Source organism: Brevibacillus nitrificans, from assembly GCF_003710965.1.
Taxonomy (GTDB): Bacteria; Bacillota; Bacilli; order Brevibacillales; family Brevibacillaceae; genus Brevibacillus; species Brevibacillus centrosporus.
On record NZ_RHHU01000003.1, the window covers coordinates 714,019 to 732,103 of the forward strand.

At 48.1% G+C, this 18,085-nt stretch carries 14 protein-coding genes; 4 read left to right on the forward strand and 10 right to left on the reverse strand.

From position 1 onward, the window contains the following. Positions 1-136: 136 nt before the first annotated feature. Complete coding sequence (locus tag EDM59_RS05300; RefSeq protein WP_122922639.1) at positions 137-427, forward strand: hypothetical protein; 291 nt, start codon at positions 137-139, stop codon at positions 425-427. Here the strand turns inward: EDM59_RS05300 and EDM59_RS05305 are convergent. Next, entirely contained in the window at positions 424-1,323 is a 900-nt protein-coding gene (locus EDM59_RS05305; RefSeq protein WP_122922640.1) for a LysR family transcriptional regulator, read from the reverse strand. The genes EDM59_RS05300 and EDM59_RS05305 overlap by 4 nt on opposite strands. 146 nt (positions 1,324-1,469) lie before the next feature. On the opposite strand from EDM59_RS05305, the gene EDM59_RS05310 reads away from it, so the two are divergent. The 3 genes from EDM59_RS05310 to EDM59_RS05325 all read left to right on the forward strand — a co-directional run bounded on the left by EDM59_RS05310 (position 1,470) and on the right by EDM59_RS05325 (position 4,751). Next, complete coding sequence (locus tag EDM59_RS05310) at positions 1,470-1,955, forward strand: DinB family protein (protein WP_122922641.1); 486 nt, start codon at positions 1,470-1,472, stop codon at positions 1,953-1,955. A gap of 6 nt (positions 1,956-1,961) precedes the next feature. Beyond that, a complete protein-coding gene (locus EDM59_RS05315) occupies positions 1,962-2,783 on the forward strand; it encodes an alpha/beta fold hydrolase (protein ID WP_122922642.1) in 822 nt (273 codons plus the stop codon). Between the two features lie 1,077 nt (positions 2,784-3,860). Further along, positions 3,861-4,751 carry a class I SAM-dependent methyltransferase gene (locus EDM59_RS05325; RefSeq protein ID WP_122922643.1) on the forward strand — a complete coding sequence of 297 codons (891 nt, stop codon included), beginning with the start codon at positions 3,861-3,863 and terminating at the stop codon, positions 4,749-4,751. A gap of 2,422 nt (positions 4,752-7,173) precedes the next feature. Here EDM59_RS05325 and EDM59_RS05330 read toward each other — a convergent pair. The 9 genes from EDM59_RS05330 to EDM59_RS05370 all read right to left on the reverse strand — a co-directional run bounded on the left by EDM59_RS05330 (position 7,174) and on the right by EDM59_RS05370 (position 18,057). After that, positions 7,174-7,836 (reverse strand): Type 1 glutamine amidotransferase-like domain-containing protein, encoded by a 663-nt coding sequence (locus EDM59_RS05330; RefSeq protein WP_122922644.1) that lies wholly within the window; start codon positions 7,834-7,836, stop codon positions 7,174-7,176. Positions 7,837-8,206: 370 nt separating this feature from the next. Further along, positions 8,207-9,388, reverse strand: a complete 1,182-nt coding sequence (locus tag EDM59_RS05335) for a M24 family metallopeptidase (protein WP_122922645.1) — start codon at positions 9,386-9,388, stop codon at positions 8,207-8,209. Between the two features lie 15 nt (positions 9,389-9,403). Then, a complete protein-coding gene (locus EDM59_RS05340; protein WP_122922646.1) occupies positions 9,404-10,381 on the reverse strand; it encodes an ABC transporter ATP-binding protein in 978 nt (325 codons plus the stop codon). Next, entirely contained in the window at positions 10,371-11,372 is a 1,002-nt protein-coding gene (locus tag EDM59_RS05345; RefSeq protein WP_122922647.1) for an ABC transporter ATP-binding protein, read from the reverse strand. Before EDM59_RS05345 ends, EDM59_RS05340 begins: the two co-directional genes overlap by 11 nt. Before the next feature lie 14 nt (positions 11,373-11,386). Beyond that, the gene (locus tag EDM59_RS05350; RefSeq protein WP_122922648.1) at positions 11,387-12,298 is read right to left on the reverse strand and encodes an ABC transporter permease; all 912 of its coding nucleotides are present in this window, start codon (positions 12,296-12,298) and stop codon (positions 11,387-11,389) included. Between the two features lie 12 nt (positions 12,299-12,310). Further along, positions 12,311-13,228 carry an ABC transporter permease gene (locus tag EDM59_RS05355; protein WP_122922649.1) on the reverse strand — a complete coding sequence of 306 codons (918 nt, stop codon included), beginning with the start codon at positions 13,226-13,228 and terminating at the stop codon, positions 12,311-12,313. A 26-nt stretch (positions 13,229-13,254) separates the two neighbouring features. Beyond that, a complete protein-coding gene (locus EDM59_RS05360) occupies positions 13,255-14,838 on the reverse strand; it encodes an ABC transporter substrate-binding protein (protein ID WP_122922650.1) in 1,584 nt (527 codons plus the stop codon). 211 nt (positions 14,839-15,049) lie between these two features. Further along, on the reverse strand, positions 15,050-16,432 hold the full coding sequence (locus tag EDM59_RS05365; RefSeq protein WP_122922651.1) for a M14 family zinc carboxypeptidase: 1,383 nt from the start codon (positions 16,430-16,432) through the stop codon (positions 15,050-15,052). Between the two features lie 26 nt (positions 16,433-16,458). Further along, positions 16,459-18,057 carry an ABC transporter substrate-binding protein gene (locus tag EDM59_RS05370; protein WP_122922652.1) on the reverse strand — a complete coding sequence of 533 codons (1,599 nt, stop codon included), beginning with the start codon at positions 18,055-18,057 and terminating at the stop codon, positions 16,459-16,461. Positions 18,058-18,085 lie beyond the last annotated feature (28 nt).

Below are 18,085 nucleotides of genomic sequence, written 5' to 3' on the forward strand. Positions count from 1 at the left end.
CGAAGCTTTGTTTCTCATAAACAACCGAGGCTGCCCGATAGAACTCGGCAGCCTCGGTTCATGTATGATTGTATGATGGAAATGCAACCATAGCAATTCCCCTAATGGAGAAGGAGATTTTCAAAGGAGAGGGATTATGAAAGAATCCATTGAAAGAATCATATCCGAATTCAATACCTTACATCAGCAAGAGAAAAACTTACTATTGAACGGGTTAACAAAGCATTTCGGTAAGTGTATGGAACTATCATCTACTGGCTTATCGAAGTGTAATCAAATGGAAATAGACACGATTCGAAAGATGCTAAGTGGTCTTTGTCTAACAAAGGAGTATGTCCCTGATATCCTTACCTTCAAAGAATGGTCAAAGGCGGAAAATTTGCCCAAGGAAATCAAATTGGGTCACCCTGATCATACCGTAGGTTAAACTCCTGTATGCTCTTTGGCGGCTTGTATGTAGCGGGTCAGCGTATCCATAAATGCCTTTGCCGCAAATCCTAAATATTTGTCCGAGCGATACACGATACAGATATCTTGGCTGGGAGTGGGATTCACCAGTGAAACGACCGCAATCTCTTTTTTGCCCAGCGATTCCAAAAGCAAGCGGGGCAGTACGCATGCGCCAATCCCTTGCTCTACGAGAGAGAGAAGAGAGGACAAGGTAGTCGTTTCGATATGGGGCTGCAAACGAAAGCCTGCCTGCAAGCAATAATGGCCGATCAGCTGCCTGACTTGATGATCAGGTGGAAACATCACCAATTTCAAGTCCCGAAGCTGCTCGAAAGCAATCTTCCCCTTTTCTGCGAGAGGATGATCCGAACGAACTGCCAAGGCGAATTCCTCGTGAAACAGCGGGACAACCGTGAAGCGCTCATCTGGAGAAGGGGGAGTCGTGACCCCGATGTCAATGGAGCCGGCAGCGACCTGCTCGATGATTTTCGTCGTTTCGATGACAGACAGCGACAATTTGGGGTAGGTCTGGTGAAATTGCACGAGCAGCGCATTGAACAGCAGATCCGCGTCTCCTGGGAGGACACCGATCGTCATGGAGCCGCCCTGCATGTCTTTCATTTCAGCAATCGCATCGCGTGCATAGGCAATATGGGAAAAAACATGGCGGCTCTGATCGAGCAGGACTTTTCCGGCATCTGTCAGGGCAATCCGTTTCCCCATTCGGTCAAACAGGGGAACGCCCAGTTCTTTCTCCAGGAGCTTGATTTGCTGGCTGAGGTTGGACTGCGTGGTACATAGCTTTTCAGAGGCTCTGGAGAAGTGTAATTCTTCGCAAACGGCCATAAAGTATTCAAGCTGTCTTAGCTCCATAGAAACACACTCCCGGTGAGACATCATTACTCCTACTAATCATTATAATCGGAATTACGTGATTGTTGGATGTATTTGTAAGGGATACACTTGGTTTGACGATAAGCGCGCGCAGTCAATCGAGGAAAAAACGGAGGAGATCCCTGATGTCCCAAAGCATGATTCGTACAGCCATTTCTGTTCGCCAGCTAGTCCTGAAGCAAATCCAATCGATTCCCGAGGATTTGTTTGACAAGCAGTCCCCACAGTTTGCCAATACGATCAGATGGAATGTCGGACACATCGCTTTTTGTCTGGATTATTTTCTCTCACTCGGGCTCCCGCTTCCATCTAGCGTACCGGATAGCTACGCTTCCTTCTTCCATACCGGGACGAAGCCGGCCGATTGGACTGCGGCACCTCCAAGCAAAGAGGAACTGGTGAAATACTTGTCGACTCAGCTGGCCAGCCTATCCGAACTTTCTCCAGACTTACTCGAAAAGAACCTGGAGTCGCCTATCGAAATGGGGCCGCTGCGCTTTGAAACCGTTGGAGAAGTATTCAATTTTGCCTTCATCCATGAAACCATGCACTTCTCGACCATAGCCTGCCTGTTGAAGGTTCTGCAATACGAGCGCGAAGAGGGGAAGTGATCACCCATGCCACTCTTCGAAACGCGTGACGGTACACGCCTGTTTTACCAGGATTGGGGGGCGGGTAAGCCGGTTTTCCTAGTTTCCGCTGCCTTTATGAACTCCGAAATGTGGGAGCTGCAAATGCCGTTTCTCGTCTCCAGCGGGCTCAGATGTATAGCCTACGACCGGCGTGGGCACGGTCGTTCCGATTGGCCGGCAAAGGGCTACGACTACGATACGCTCGCCAGCGACCTCGCCGCATTGATCGATTGTCTCGATCTGCAAGACATCACGCTGGTCGGCTACTCCATGGGAAGTGGCGAGGTTGTTCGCTACTTGTCCCGTTACGGCACGGAGCGTATTGCGCGGATCGCCATACTGGCGGGTACCGCACCGTTTTTGCAAAAGACTGATGACAACCCTGACGGGATCGACCAGAAAATGTTTGATACCATGGTCGCGATGCGTACCCAAGATCGGCCGAAATGGTTCGCGGACAACGCCCCGCCCTTTTTCGGCGTAGGTTTGCCGGGGATTTCGGTATCAGCAGAGAGGATGCAATGGGGCACGCAGATGTGCATGCAGTGTTCAGCGAAAGCTACGATCGATTGCGGCGAGGCTATTTTTCAAACGGATCTGCGAGCACAGATGAGGGACATTCACGTACCGACTTTGATCATTCACGGTGACTCGGATCAGTCGGCACCTATTCACCTATGCGGGCGAAAATCCGAGCAGCTTGTCCAAGACAGTCAGTTCATCGTGTACGAGAACGCGGCACACGGTTTATTCATCACCCATGCGGACCGCCTTAATTCTGATCTGTTGGCGTTCATCAATGGCTAGGCGGAAGGCCACGAAGGGGAAGTGGCCGGGGGAAATACTCTTAAAAAAAGGGCTAACGTGAGGGAGAAGAGATAGGACAGAACAATGTCGAAAACACCCGAAAAATACGTACATTTAACATATTTTGTGTAAAATATTTCGTGTTTTTAAGGTACTCTTCTTGCTAGGTGACAAAAATCACGGGGGTTATACTTTTGGATTTGATTAGCTGCTTGCCAAAATCCGAATGATCTAGTGCTTTTGAAGATGTGAAGCAATGAGCAGTTTTTCAACAACTGGAATGACTGTCGTCGATAAATTTTCGTTACATGATCCTGTTCCAAAAGTCTGATCTCGATGAGACAAAGCAGCCAGTATGCTTCGGAATTCTACCGGGGCACACTGGCAAACGTTGGTCTATCATCCACAGAGGAATCGCCGTGTACTCTCAAGCCTTCAAGAAAACAGCGGGAGCCTAGGACATTATTTTCTTGTCTACTGGCTGCCGCTGTTTCTATTGGTTGGGGCAGACGGCTGCTTAAAGAAGGTTGTGGTATAAATTAGAATTGGGGATGAAATCTCTCGTGCCCTGGTAAGTTGTGTAATTGGTAAAATAGTCGAGATAATTTTATTTCTACATTATCCGATCGTCATGAACAGATTTCGCAATGAGGGCTCGACATGGACTTCCTCTCTTAGAAAGTCTCCACGTACGCAGTAGCCAAGGCAACTGCGGTGAGCCGTATCTCAAATGACGGCATGGTTATTTGTTGAAACGTAAAGAAGATAGTTCAAGCTGATTCGGAAAGATGATATCTTGAAAACAGATTACGCTGAGAGCGAGGAGATAAGTCATTGTACAACCATTTAGAACTAATGAGCATTCAAGCAAGAGTACTCTATATTCATGATCATGCTGGACGTATAAAGGATAGCACAGAGGCCACCTTGGGGTGACGGAAAACAACATGGTTTTATCTGTCTGTTTTAGAACAAGAAGTAGCGATAAGGCTGTAGAGACCGGAGGCGAGACATTGAAAGATAATGGACGTTCGTCTAATAGACCATAAACGATAGCAGAAAGCGAGAGGAACGGTTATGAGCGATTTTTTTAATGAAGCCATTTGGGAAAAAGCATGGAAAGATCATGGCGATACCGTCGTGAATAATAGGAAGAAGGCTGGAATCGTACCGGCCCGAGCTTTTGATCAAAAGGCAGGAGCTTTCAACGAACAATCGTTTAATGAAGAAGGAAGGAAACGGGTCAAGCGAATCATGAACTGGCTTGAAGGACAAGGGGTTCAATTCGAAAACGCCTCTGTGTTGGATATTGGCGCCGCATCAGGGGTATTTTCGGTGCCCTTTGCGGAGCGGGGGGCACACGTAACTGCCGTAGAATCCTCTCTTCCTTTGGTCGAACTGCTGAAAGAAAACGTTTCAAAATTCCCCGTAGATACGGTGAAGATTGTACCCGAACCGTTTGAAGATATTGACGTGCAAGCCAGAGGTTGGAGCAATGCCTTCGATCTCGTCTTCGCCTCAATGTGCCCGGTCTTTCTCAATTGGGAGAGCGTGGAAAAGCTACTTCATTGCGCGCGGCAGTTTTGTTATATCAGCATGCCCGCGAGTTCCCCAGAGAACAGTCTGGCAAATGAAATCTGGCCGCTTATTACCGGTCAGCCATTCCCAACGAAACACAAGGAAATCGGATATTTACTTCATCTGCTGTATCTCAAAGGCTACTCCTATGAGTCGCTTGTGACGAGGGAAACGACAACGAAGGAAATCTCTACAGAAATGGCGTTGCAGGAAATGATGAACCGTCTGCATAGTCACGATCAGCCTGCAGATGAGCGGACTCGAAAAACAGTAGCAGACTATTTGGAGCAAACCTATCCGTCTGGCCAAGTGGTCGTCCGGCATGGCGGACGTTTTGGCAAGGTCCTGGTTCGATTGCGCGATCAGAACATGTACACGAGAGAAATTTAAGTCGCCTAGTCAGTCCGCCAAACAGGCAATCGCTTGCCTATGAAATTACGCAAAAGGCTAGTGCAACAATCATAAAGGGACAAATCTGCTATGAGTGCTTTCCAAAAGGGAGCGACCATCTATGATGCACCATGATCGTTAGAGTCAGACTAACGGATGGGCTCGCAGCACCAGCTTAAAACGACTTTTTGCCTTGCTACAGTGCGCTCCACTATAGCAAGGCATCTTTGTGTTGATCGATAATATAAATCAACCGGATCTGCCGCGTACGATAGTAGCTATAAAAGATATCTGCTTCATAGGCACACATATGATCGATATCCGATCGGCAGGTGTTCTAGTGAAAGAAATCAAGCTTGAAAAAGTGAAAGCAGAGAACCATTTCTTAAACAACAGCAGGACGTAATAAAAAAGTGCAGGGAGTAGCAAAGGAATTGTCTCCTAGAATTGTGGTCATGTGGATGGAGTCCCTCAGTGGACTAGACTAATCTATTAAAATACGAGTATTCCATACGATCATATCTAATCATATTGGAAATCCATAGACTGGGATCACAATTCAGTATGGATAGAAGGGTTTCTTATACCGAGATGCACTCACAAGGGCATCTATCGTGATCGATAGGAAATATCTTTACGATCCGGCGGCTAGGAAAAATGAATGACTGAAGCGCTACTTAGATGGCAGCGTTTGTAGTACATAGATAGTTAAGTTCATAAAAGAATGATTGTAGGGAGAAGGGTTATCGCCGGTAAGTTACGGATTCAAATCAAGATGGGAGCAAGGAAGGGAAGGTAAATAAGGATGGAGGAGCTTAACTCAAGATCAAGTTTCTAATCGTGTACGCATAGAGAAGAGGTTCGATGCAAGAGGACGTTATGAGAAATAGGCTTGAAAGTTAATGAATTATTTCCTCACCGCATAACAAATTGTTACAATCAATTTTTTTCGTTTTTCATTAATAAATTTCAGTACATAAAAACGCCATTTCATGAACTGAAATTTATTTTTACTAAAAAAGCAGAAGAGTACCTTTTTGTCTTGTGAGGTTACCTTGGTTTCATTACTATCCACTATAAAATAATCTTACATTGCCATATATCGACCACGTCGTTAAATTTAATTGAACTTTGTCATATAGACTGTACAATCCTGTGAATTAACCAAAACCATTTACGATAGATGCATCCTTAAAACCATGTACACAGTGATCCGATCATTCAGACATGGACTTAGCTGGACTTAGCCGGATTATAAGAGATCTTATAATGCTTCTGGTGCAAACCAACCATTCCAAACAGTCATTATCATAAATACCTGGTACTTACACACATCCAGAACTTCTTCTCTTTTTATAAGTTTACATAATATATATTATCGGACTCAAAACAAACTGAGCTTTTATGGCTAGGGAGTACACTCTGTTCTTATGAACTATGACGCTGTTTGGTTGCAAATCATCATGGTTCGCTCACCAGCACATCCGGATCTTAAATAACGTAAATCAGCAAGTATAATCGTTGCTGGCCATCTTTCAAATCAGTTACAAATCTAGCAGCGTCCAAAATCTTGATCGAACCTTGGTTGTTTATGTATCGCTAGCTTAGTTTCAAACAAATATCTCAAATGACACCGCTTGGAGAAAAATGCTAGCTTCATAGATCACAGCAATCCTGGATATGTGTTCACGTGTTATTTATCGATGATACGCTGCATCAGCAGCTGTTACGTTCGCAGGTTTCAAATTGAGCCTATCAAACGTTCATTATCATGCTTATCAATGCTGTCCTTGGTGACCGATTCATGAGGTTTCACCATGTAACTGCCAAGCTATCATTAAACCACAAAAAAACTTTTTTAAATAATTTTAAAATTACTATTTACATTATTTGTAAATTCACTTATATTATAATTATGATAACTATAACTAAAAATGACCGGAGGCCCACCATGACAAAAGTAAAAGCGAAACCAAATACAACAACTACTACGCAAAAGAAAAGATCCTACGAAGATACCTTGAACAACCTGGCTCACTACCTCGAAAGAAACAAGAAAAAATAAAACGAAAGGAGTGCCAAAGGGCGGCACTCTGCTTCGTCGTGTTACGGGTCCTCCGTTCTCCCGATATTCTTTATTCTGCTCTCTTCATTCCCCCACGCTTCTCCGCTGCTTATTCCCTACCCTTCACTGCTAACCGCTCCCACAACGCACAGTTTTAGCTCACTTCAGATTTTGTATGAATTTGTAAATGTAATCACCGCATACAAGTTTGCCGCTTCTCTTCGCTTAATGAAACCTCATGATACTCCCTACTTTCTGTTTGCTCTTTAGCAGGCTCTATTTGTCCGATGGAAATGAAATCTTAAATTAGAGTCCTTGCTAAGGTTCACCTATTTATCGGTAAAAAACGGAGTATTATCAGGGCAAAAACAGCTTCCAATGCCCTTCGGAGATAACTTCACCCGCTCCGTCGATCACTTTGATAGCGGTCTGATCATCGATCGCATACGCTGGCCCTTGCATCCCGGCGGCCCATCTCTCTGCATCAGCCATGGTGTTTCTCGGCAGCATCTCGTGATCCAGATGCGGAAATATTGCAAAATCAACCAGTCCTAGCGTTTCGTCGCCACCATTGGGTGGAGTCCATCCAACGAAGAAATCACCGATGTTAGGCGCCATCACCATGCTCCCGGCGCTCAGTCCCACATAGACTAAGTTCAGCGACGGCAAGAGCTCTGCCAGTCCGGACTGCCGCATCCAGTAACACAGAAACAAGGGATCACCGCCATTTACGAGGAGAACGTCAGTCTCCTTGACCGTAGGTACCCAAAGCTCTTCATCGATGCTAGGCAACGCGGTTAGCTCCAGAACCCCCATGGACTTCCAGCCTAACTCACACATCGGTGTGGAGGCTTGCCCGCTAAAGAACTGCCATGCATGGCCCGCACCACCCCGTATGGCGTACACCGCAGTAGTAATGCAGAGGGCGGTAGACTCGGCAATCGGTTTGCCCAGCATGTCAACCAGTGCGTCGAGTATGCTTTGGTTTTTGATGCCTGCAGATGTGAGCAGAAGTTTCATGACTACACTCCTTTGTGTGCGTCTGTCGTTTATTCTTTTCGGCTTTACGGAGGATGTCTACATAAACTATATTTTAGGATATTGCAGTTCAGATTGTTTCTTACAGATTGCGAATCTAATCTGCACGGTAGCTTAACCTGATCGCCAGTCTCATCCATTATTTTCTTTGGACTCGGTTCATTACAATAAAGGGATTTCTCCCTGGTCCTGATCCGCTGCCTTCCGCTACGAAACAAAGAATACCCGGGTACTCCCTAAACGCGCGTACTCCCCTATTATGGAGTGCTTTTTGAGCAAAGGAAGAGCTGCCATGCAAAAAAAGAGAGCTGTCACCATAAGCGACAACCCTCTTCTGCCCTTCTTTTACTGCTTATACGCAGATCATCGAGCCCAAATCTCTTGGGTAGTAAGTGAGCATTTCCATCCCATTTTCTGTTACGAGGACCGTATCCGAATGACGGAATCCGCCCAGTCCGCGTACGTAAATCCCCGGCTCTACCGTCATGACCATTCCGGGCTGCATGATGGTGTGATCTCCCAGGTCGAAGAATGGCGCTTCGTGTCCCAGAAGACCGATCGCATGCCCTGTGTGATGGGAGGTCAGATGCGAAATTCCGTTTTCTTTAAAGAAGGCTTGAACTGCCTCTTCTACATAGGACATGGGCTTGCCGGGCTTGATGTGTGCAAAAGCGATATCTTGCGCCTGCACCATGTAGGAAAAGTATTTCTCCTGTTCTTCGTTTGCCTCTTGGACAAACATCGTCCGCTCCAGCTCACTATGGTATCCCCAGACATCTGCAGCGGCTCCCGTCACCAGGGTATCTCCTTTTTTCAGCACGAGGTTTTGGGTAACGGCATGCGGGAAAGCAGACATTGGCCCGACCTGACCGCGGAAAATGGCATAGGCCGTATTTCCGTGTGGCTTATAGTCTGCCCCCAAGGTTTCGATCATGGCCATGGTCGCCTCGGTAGAAGCCTTGGATGTGATTTCAATTTCGCTCAAGCCTGGTTTGGAATACTTTTGCAGCAAGCGATGAGCGAGATTTCCCCAGCGGCACGATTCTTTGATCAGCTCAATTTCAGCTGCCGACTTGATGACGCGCATTTCCTCGACCCAGCCATAAATCGAGGTGAAGTCTTTTGCCTCTAAAAATTGACGAACCTTTTGTCCACGGTACCCCATCGAGGAGCCGTAGCCTTCTGCATCAAAGCCGACTCGCTTTCCGGAAAAATTGGCTTCAACCAATGCATCCTTCAGGTATTCCATCGGATGGCGAAGCCCGGGGTACTCCGGATAGGAGTGAACATGGTCTACGCTGGCGAATTCTTCTGCATGCTCATGCTCAAGAGCGGGAACAAACAGATGAGTCTTCTGCTGCGGGTCGATGAAAAAGCCGATCGGTCTTTCAGTTGGGTGAAAATGAAAGCCAGTCAGGTAAAAAATATCGACAACACTGAAGAGAATGGCACAATCCAGCTCGTTTGCAGATAGCTTCTCCATGAGCTTTTTCTGGCGGCCGATGAGTTCTTCCTTAGAAATGGCGAGTAACATGTTGATCTCCTCTTTTCATCTGTTTTCAGTTGCATATAAGTGGCAAGCGACGACATGATCTCCCACTTCCACGACTGGCGGCTTGTCTGTCTTGCAAATTTGCATGCAGTCCGGGCAGCGTGGATGGAAATGGCATCCCTCTGGTGGGTTAAGCGGACTGGGAACGTCTCCCTTTAAAACGACTCTTTCTTTTTCCTCATCTGGATGTCGAATCGGTACAGCAGATAGAAGGGCTCTTGTGTAAGGATGCTTGGGGCTTCGGAAGAGCTCCTCTGTCTTGGCTTGCTCGACCAGCTTTCCCAGGTACATCACACCCACCCGGTCAGTCATATGCCGGACTACCCCTAAATCATGGGAGATAAAAATATAGGTGAGATGAAAATCGCGTTGCAGCTGTAAAAGCAAATTTATCACCTGTGACTGTATGGAAACATCCAGGGCAGACACAGGCTCGTCGGCGATAATCAGCTCAGGCTGCAGGATGACGGCGCGGGCAATGCCGATACGCTGCCGCTGACCACCAGAAAATTCATGCGGATAGGAATGCAGATGATATTCAGACAGTCCCACGATTTCAAGCATTTCAATGGCCTTTTGCACGCGTTCTTCCGGCGTGTACAGCCCATGGACGCGTAAAGGCTCCGTCAAAATTTGCAGGATCGTCTTTTTCGGGTTCAAGGAAGCGTATGGGTCCTGAAATACCATTTGCATTTTTCGGCGCAACTGCCTCATTTCTGTATAAGGAAGCCCGGAAATGTCTCTCCCCGCAAAGCGAATTTCACCGGATGTGTGCTCCTGCAGTCGGAGAATGGCCCGCCCTGTAGTCGACTTTCCGCACCCGCTCTCTCCGACCAGCCCAAACGTCTCGCCTTTATACACGGTGAACGTGACATCGTCGACGGCACGTACCTGCTGTACGGGCTGGAACCAACCCTTTTTGATCTCGTAGTACTTTTTCAGCTGCTTGATCTCGAGTAATGGCTCAGGTAGCATGTGTCACCTCCGAGGGCTTGCTGATGGGATGCCAGCAACGGGTCCATTGGTTCTCGTATGCATGCAGCAAAGGCCGCTCTTGCCTGCATCGGTCGGTAGCGATGGAACAGCGTGGCGCAAATGCACAGCCAGGCGGTATTTCATCTGGGCGCGGAACACTGCCCGGAATAGACGACAGCTCTCCTTTGCGCTCATTGGCGGTAGGCATGGAAGCTAACAGTCCTTGTGTGTAGGGATGCGTCGGCCGGTTGAAAATCGTACGAACATCGGCGCTTTCCACTACCTGCCCCGCGTACATGACCATGACCCGATCGCACATTTCTGCCACGACACCCAGATCATGTGTGATTAGCATCATCGCCATATTTGTACTAGCTTTGATCGCTTTCATCAGCTCCAGGATTTGCGCCTGGATCGTCACATCCAAAGCCGTAGTCGGCTCATCGGCAATCAACAGCTTTGGCTGGCAAAGCATGGCTAGCGAGATCATGACCCGCTGCCGCATCCCTCCCGAAAGCTGGTGCGGATATTCGTCGATGATCTGTTCGGCTCTTGGGATTCCGACCGACTGCAGCATCGAGATAACGGCATTTCGTATCTCTTTTTTGTTCAGCCGTGTATGCTGCTTCAGTGGTTCGCTGAGCTGTTGGCCAATGGTAAAAACGGGATTCAGTGACGTCATCGGCTCTTGAAAGATCATGGAGATGTCATTTCCGCGCAGCTTGCGCATTTCTTTTTCAGACAACTGCGTAAGATCTCTGCCCGCAAAGTGAATATGACCCGACTCGATGTATGCCATCGGTTTGGGAAGCAGTCCCATTACGGATAGAGAGGTCATGCTCTTGCCGCAGCCTGATTCCCCGACGATCCCCACCGTCTCCCCTTCATAAATGGTGAAATCTACTCCATCTACCGCTTTCACGATTCCGTTTGCTGTCTTGATATGTGTCTTTAGCTGCCTTACTTCCAGAATGGGGGCACGCTCTCGCATGTTTTTCACCTCTTTCAATTGCCCTTCAGCTCTGGATCGAGTACATCTCGTAGCCAGTCCCCAAACAAATTGACCCCAAGCGCCGTGACGACAATCGCGATTCCCGGGAACGTGATCAGCCACCAGGCGCTGAAAATGTAGTCCTTTCCTTCACTCAGCATATTGCCCCATGCTGGCTGTGGAGGTTGAACCCCGAATCCCAAAAAGCTGATCGATGCTTCCGCGATGATGTAGGTGGCAATTTGCAGAGACGATAGCACAATAATCGGCGTAAACAGATTCGGGACGATGTGCTTGAGGATGATTTCCCAGCGTGGTACTCCTGTAGCTACACACGAGACAATGAATTCCTTTTCCCGCAATGCCAGTACCTCACTGCGTACCACTCGTGCATAAATGACCCAGCCTGCGATTGCCAAGGAAAGAATGATGTTTTTCAACCCTGTTCCGATCACCGCGTTGATGACCAGAACGAGCAAGATAAACGGAAAGCTGAGTACGACATCTACCAGCCGCATGATGATGGTATCAACCCACCCGCGAAAGTAACCGGCAATAACGCCCAAGGTCGTCCCGACAGCTCCCGCTACCACCACCGCGCAGCTCCCGATGATGAGAGACACACTTGTTCCGTGTATCAATCTGGATAAGATGTCGCGCCCTAGCTGATCCGTTCCAAGCAAATGACCCTCAGACATCGGGGGAAGCAGCTTTTTACTGAGCTCCGCCAGATTGGGATCATAAGGAGCGACCCAAGAGCCAAAGATGCCCAGAAACAGGACGATCAAGATAATCACAAAGCCTGCCATCCCTGACGGACTCTTTTTCAGCTGTCGAAGGTAGAAGCCCGCTTTTCCAGAGCCTGCCTTTCTCTTTTTCAGCAGTTGCGCTTTGACATTGGATTCCGTTACGGTTGTTTGGTTCATCTGGTGGCCCTCCTACTTATACCGAATTTGTGGATTCACGTAGGCATAGAGCACATCCACCACAAAGTTAATCACGGAGTAGATGAAGGCAATCAAAAACACGCCAGCCATGACCACCGGAAAATCGCGATTGAGCAAGGACTGCATGAGTAGACGTCCGAGCCCTGGCCAAGCAAAGACTACCTCCACAATAACCGCACCACCGAGAAGCACGCCCAAATCCAGTGCGACGAGGGTAATGATCGGAATGAGCGTATTCTTCAAGGCGTAGACAGACAGGATTTTGTACATCGGAATGCCTGATGCCTTAGCCGTCCGGATATAGTCTTTTCTCAGAACATCCAGCATGGTCGAGCGGGTAAACCGTGCAAATCGTGCCACACTGTACGCCGCTAGTGTCAGGGCAGGCAAGATGAGATGAATCATCGAACCTCCTCCACCGGTCGGCAGCCATTTGAACTGAACGGCAAAGACGTAGATGAGGATCAGCCCGAGCCAAAAGCTGGGAAGCGCCTGCCCTAAAACCGTAAAAGCCACTCCTGTCTGGTCAAAGAGGGTGTTGCGCTTGTAAGCCGAGTTGATGCCGATCGGAATGGCAATCAACAGGGAGAGTCCCAGAGCTGTAAAGGCCAGCTGAAAGGTTGCAGGAATGCGGTTGAGCACCGTCTGCAAAGCATCCTCTCTCGTGCGCAAGGAGTTTCCGAAATCTCCTTGCACCGCATGGGTCATAAACTCCGTGTATTGGACGTACAGTGGGCGATCAAATCCGAGTGCTTTGCGGAATTCCTCCAACTGCTCCCGTGGCGCATCCGGTGGCAAAAACAGTGCGGTTGGATCTCCCGATAGGCGGATAATGAAAAAGACTGTCGTCAGAGCCAAGAAGAGAACGACTAGCACTTGCACCGTCCGTTTGATCAGATAGTCTAGCATAGAGTCCTCCTATGTCCTGTCGCTTCCTACTTGGCCCATTTCATTTCGAACACGGCGAATTTTTCATCCGCACGCGGAGTAAACTGCAGATTTTTGTCTACTGCATACAAATCGCCTTGCTGCCAAAGCGGGACCCATGCTGCTTCCTCTACCAGCTTGTGCTGCAGCTCGTCAAAGCCTTTTTTACGCTCTACTGGATCAAACACAGGCAGCGCTTTTTGAATCATGCCCTCTACTTCTTTCTCGTAGAATCCGCTGTAAGGCGCTTTTTCGGTAAACAGATTTTCTATCGTACCTTGGGCATCAAAAGCAGGACCCCATCCGAGGATAAACATGTCTTTCATCTCGTGCTGGCGGATTTTGGCGAGGTGATTTCCCCACTCATTGACTTGAACATTTACCGTGATCCCGATCTTTTGCAGCTGCGATGCAATCGCTTGGGCTACATGTGTATCCATAGGGTAACGACCATTAGGCGTATCCAGCTGCAGCTTCAAGGTTTTCGGGTCGATATTGGCTTCCTTCAGCAGGGCAATCGCCTTGTCCGGGTCATAGCCATAATCTTTCGTTTCCGTGTAGTCGGCGTTTACCTTGGATAATGGACCCGTCATTTTCGTTCCATAGCCGTTCAGCACCGACTTCAACAGCTCATCCACATCAATGGCGTAATTAATCGCTTGGCGTACCCGCTGGTCTTTGAGTGGACCATCGTAGAACGTATTTAGGGCAACGTAGTTGATCCTTGACGAACCTACCATTTCGATCTTGCCGTTTTCGCTATTCTTCACCCGGTCTACCGAGTCTACGGGAACATTTTTAAACAGATGAATTTCTCCACTCAGGAACGCAGACAAACGTGCGCTGAACTCAGGAATGATTTTAAACGTCAGCTTTTTAATCGAAGGTGCGCCCTGCCAGTATTCTTCATTGGCTACCAATTGAAGAGACTCGTCCCTTGTCCACTTCTCAAACTTGTAGGCACCAGTCCCAACCGGATCGGTCGCTGCTTTTTCCAAACCAACTTCCTGGGTATGCTTGGGTGCCATGATCAGCAAATCATCAGCAATGCGGAGCAGCAGGGTCGGGAATGGCTGAACCGTAATAATCTGCACCGTATGATCATCGATGACCTTTACTTCCTTGATATCCTTCCATCTCGAGCGATAGAACGAGTTGTTCTTTTCATCCAAAATGTAGTCGATGTTGAATTTGACAGCCTCAGCATTGAAAGGCTCGCCATTGGTAAATTTCACTCCTTCTCGCAGCTTGAACTCCCAGGTGAGCGGATCGATATTCTTCCATTCCGTAGCGAGTACCGGAATAAGCGCGCCATCTTTGTCCCGATCAATGAGTGGGTCATAGATATTGCGGATCTGAATGTCGGTCACGTAGTTCACATCGGTGTTCGCCAGCATCGTGGCGGCATCTGCTTCGAAGCCGATAACCAAATCTTGCTTGGGCGGGGCTGAGGGGGCTTCGCTACTGCCTGCTTGCTGGGGAGTGGGCGGTGGGTTACTGGGAGTCGTACCCGCTGTTTCAGGTGTGCAAGCTGTAAGCAGTAAAGCAACGAACAAAAACAAGTACAGCCATGTCTGGTTCTTCCGTAACATTTCAATCCCCCTCTTAATTGCTAATTAAATTTTCTGAATACATTAAATTTTATCAAAGAGGGCTTTTCTTTCTACGTATGTTTCTATGAATTTCGCTTACAAAACTTGTATGTTTTACACGAAAAGCTAGGAAGGGCCGTATCCTTCTGAATAAAAAAGAACCCCAAATAGCTGGAGTTCTTAAAATCTTGCTTGTACAACAAAAGGTTATTTATGCTCGCAGCCTGCGCGCGGCTACGATCAAACCACTCTCGATCTGAATCTGCACCAGCTTTTGAATCGGGACGACCGTGTAGTCGAGGTCTTGCTCGAGCTTCTCGCAGCTTTCCACTAGATAGGCTGCGGCCCGGCTTCTCGCGTCTTCCAGGTCTGCCAAAGCTTGCTCATCAGCATTTCCTTCCTTTTTCAGCCTCTCCATCTCGTACTCTGCACCGCGAGCGATCAGTCCTGCCGACAAGCTGTTGTAAAACCGTGCGATGACAGTGTTATCCAAGACCTCGGAAACCTTCGCGGGGAGCTCGAATTCCGGTGCCTCCGCCCACTTTCGTTTGGCCCCCTCTGCCGATTTGGTAAAGGTAATCATCTGTTCCACCAGAATCACAAACGGATTTTCTGGAACGATATACTTGCGAATACCCGATAAGAATTCGTCCATTTTCTTGCAATGCTTCTGGTTCATCTCGATGTTTTTCTCGATCGCTTCCCTCCTCGTGATCGTACTGTCGCTCATATCCTGGATCCGCGCATCAAAGAAATACGGAAGCTCCGTCAATAAAGTCACGCAGTCATTTTTCTCTAGCGCATAATCCGCGCTGGTAGTCCCGCATGTGATGAGCGACTCCGGTGCCACCTCTGAATACTTTTCCAGATAATCGTACTCTTCTGTTATTCCCATCATTTTATAGATGGCTTCCGAAAATTTCGTGCAAGAAGGAGATTCTGGCTCACCTAAATGCAGAGCCACTCCATGCTTACCCGCACTTGCACGCAGATCCTCGTAAATATCCTCGTACGCATGGGTAATGTACCAATAAGCGCCGCCAAAGCCTGCGTTGTGCAGCGAATAGAGAAACGCTGGCTTGGTCTCATCGATGACTTTCATGATGGCCTGTGTTTCCGGCATCGGAGTGTTAAAGTGCAAGTTTTTGTAGGTAATGGGGAAAGTCCATTCTACCTGCTGGACACTTCCTGGGCGGAAAAAATTTTTAATATAGTTGTAGATATTGTAAGGACCTTTAAACCATCCTTCGTTTAATTTCGTACCATCCGGATCGACGCACTTGATGATGTACCAGGTATAGCCCGATTGTTTGCGAAAGTCTTCATCTTCTGCCAAAGCTCGCGACAAATATTCCAAAGTCATGGCCCCGATTGGCTCATTCGGATGAGGGAGAGCAAAGCAGAGTGCGTTTTTCTCCCCTTCTCCGATTTTCAATCCCAGGATCGGGTGGCCAGCTCTCGATTTCCCCGCTTCAAATAGCGTCACAATATCTGGATAATCGCTCGCCAGCTGCCGCGTACTCGCATCGAGTTCATCAACCGTCAGAAAGACTTCGTAGTTGGGGACATTCTCGACAATCTTGCTAACATTCATTTGTCAATCCTCCTCCTGTTTATCCGTTATTTGTTGATCCAAACGTACGTAAACTCCGTAAAGCCCGTTTTCTGGATGGCTTCCGGTGAAGTGGGCGCACCCATGATGTACGCTTGATAAGGCACCACCCCTATTTGTTCCGCAATCGGCACCATCGGTTTATCCGCTACGAGAAGCTTTTGCGCTTCTTTATAGAAAGGAGCCCGTTCTTCTACTTTTACCAGAGCAGCACCTTTCTTCAGATTTTCGTCCAGCTTTGGATTGGAATACTTCATGATGTTCATCGTGCCCTCAGATGCAAATCTACCATACAGGCCACCTGGGTCCGGCCCTTGGTAGCCGCTGAGGAGCGTAAATTCATAGTTTTTGTTATTCCATACCTTTTCGTCCCAAGCAGCGCCTTCCATGACATTGATCTTCACGTCGATTCCGATGTCTTTTAAGTTATCCTTGAGTACCGTCGCGATATCCGGGAACGGCTCGGAATTAAAGACATCGAGAGTGGCAGTCAGGTACATCCCTTTGCTGTCCGCTTTGTAGCCGGCTTCTTCCATCAGTTTCTTGGCTTTTTCGACATCGCGATCCGGATAGACATCCGTAGAATTTAACGCCCATTGATACAAAGGCGTCATGGCCGTCTTCGCACTCAGTCCTACTCCTTTTAGTGCCTTTTTGATGACTTCATCCCTGTTGATGCCATAAGCCACAGCCTCTCTCAGCTTAAGATTGGCAAATGGTCCTTCACTGACGTTAAAAGCGACATGGAAGCGCGACGGCCAATTCTGCTTGCCTGCCTTCAGCTGCGGGTTGCTCATAAATCGCTCTGCCTCGGCAAGCGGCGGCTCGATTCCCAGGAAGTCCAGCTGTCCGTTGTACAAAGCCTGCGTCGCTGTATTGGAGTCCGACATGATCGAAAAGACCACCCGATCTAAGTACGGCACATGGCCCCAATATTCGTCATTTCTTTCCAACGTGATGCTGACCCCTTTTTGATGCTCGACAAACTTGAACGGCCCTGTCCCAACAGGTTTTTGGTTCGCAGGATTCGTTCCCCAATCTGTTCCTTCATACAAATGCTTGGGCATGATAAAGCATCCATACCAAGACAAGTATCCCAGAAGAGCAGAGTCATTTTGCTTGAGCTTGAAGACTACTGTATTGTCGTCCGGTGTGGTAATTTCCTGAATCGAAGACAACGAGCCGGAAATTTGCCCCTTTTCCTTGATAATCGTGTCGTAGGTGAACTTCACATCCGCTGACGAAAACGGCTTTCCATCATGCCATTTCACGTTTTTATGCAAATGGAAGGTCAGTTCCTTTCCATCGGGAGAAAGCGCATAGCTCTCTGCCAGATCGGGCACGATCTCTTGGTTGTTGTTAATTTTGTACAACCGGTTAAAGATGTTTTGATAAATGGCAAAGCCGTTGTCGTCTCCCTTGAAATCCGGATTGTACGTCGTCGGATCGCCGTTTAATCCTACGATGATCGTTCCGCCCTTTTTCGGGCCAGTCTCTGCAGTTCCGCCTGCAGGTGCGGCAGAGCTGTCATTTGGCGCCCCCCCACATCCAGCAAGCAATCCTACTGACAACAGCAGTACGCACATCATGGAAGCCAATTTTTTCATCGTTCTCCCCCCAATAGACAAGATCAGA

Excerpts from the sequence above, each read along its gene's own strand:
- EDM59_RS05300 (WP_122922639.1), top strand. The coding sequence starts at position 137 with ATGAAAGAATCCATTGAAAGAATCATATCCGAATTCAATACCTTACAT.
- EDM59_RS05305 (WP_122922640.1), bottom strand. The coding sequence starts at position 1,323 with ATGGAGCTAAGACAGCTTGAATACTTTATGGCCGTTTGCGAAGAATTA.
- EDM59_RS05310 (WP_122922641.1), top strand. The coding sequence starts at position 1,470 with ATGTCCCAAAGCATGATTCGTACAGCCATTTCTGTTCGCCAGCTAGTC.
- EDM59_RS05315 (WP_122922642.1), top strand. The coding sequence starts at position 1,962 with ATGCCACTCTTCGAAACGCGTGACGGTACACGCCTGTTTTACCAGGAT.
- EDM59_RS05325 (WP_122922643.1), top strand. The coding sequence starts at position 3,861 with ATGAGCGATTTTTTTAATGAAGCCATTTGGGAAAAAGCATGGAAAGAT.
- EDM59_RS05330 (WP_122922644.1), bottom strand. The coding sequence starts at position 7,836 with ATGAAACTTCTGCTCACATCTGCAGGCATCAAAAACCAAAGCATACTC.
- EDM59_RS05335 (WP_122922645.1), bottom strand. The coding sequence starts at position 9,388 with ATGTTACTCGCCATTTCTAAGGAAGAACTCATCGGCCGCCAGAAAAAG.
- EDM59_RS05340 (WP_122922646.1), bottom strand. The coding sequence starts at position 10,381 with ATGCTACCTGAGCCATTACTCGAGATCAAGCAGCTGAAAAAGTACTAC.
- EDM59_RS05345 (WP_122922647.1), bottom strand. The coding sequence starts at position 11,372 with ATGCGAGAGCGTGCCCCCATTCTGGAAGTAAGGCAGCTAAAGACACAT.
- EDM59_RS05350 (WP_122922648.1), bottom strand. The coding sequence starts at position 12,298 with ATGAACCAAACAACCGTAACGGAATCCAATGTCAAAGCGCAACTGCTG.
- EDM59_RS05355 (WP_122922649.1), bottom strand. The coding sequence starts at position 13,228 with ATGCTAGACTATCTGATCAAACGGACGGTGCAAGTGCTAGTCGTTCTC.
- EDM59_RS05360 (WP_122922650.1), bottom strand. The coding sequence starts at position 14,838 with ATGTTACGGAAGAACCAGACATGGCTGTACTTGTTTTTGTTCGTTGCT.
- EDM59_RS05365 (WP_122922651.1), bottom strand. The coding sequence starts at position 16,432 with ATGAATGTTAGCAAGATTGTCGAGAATGTCCCCAACTACGAAGTCTTT.
- EDM59_RS05370 (WP_122922652.1), bottom strand. The coding sequence starts at position 18,057 with ATGAAAAAATTGGCTTCCATGATGTGCGTACTGCTGTTGTCAGTAGGA.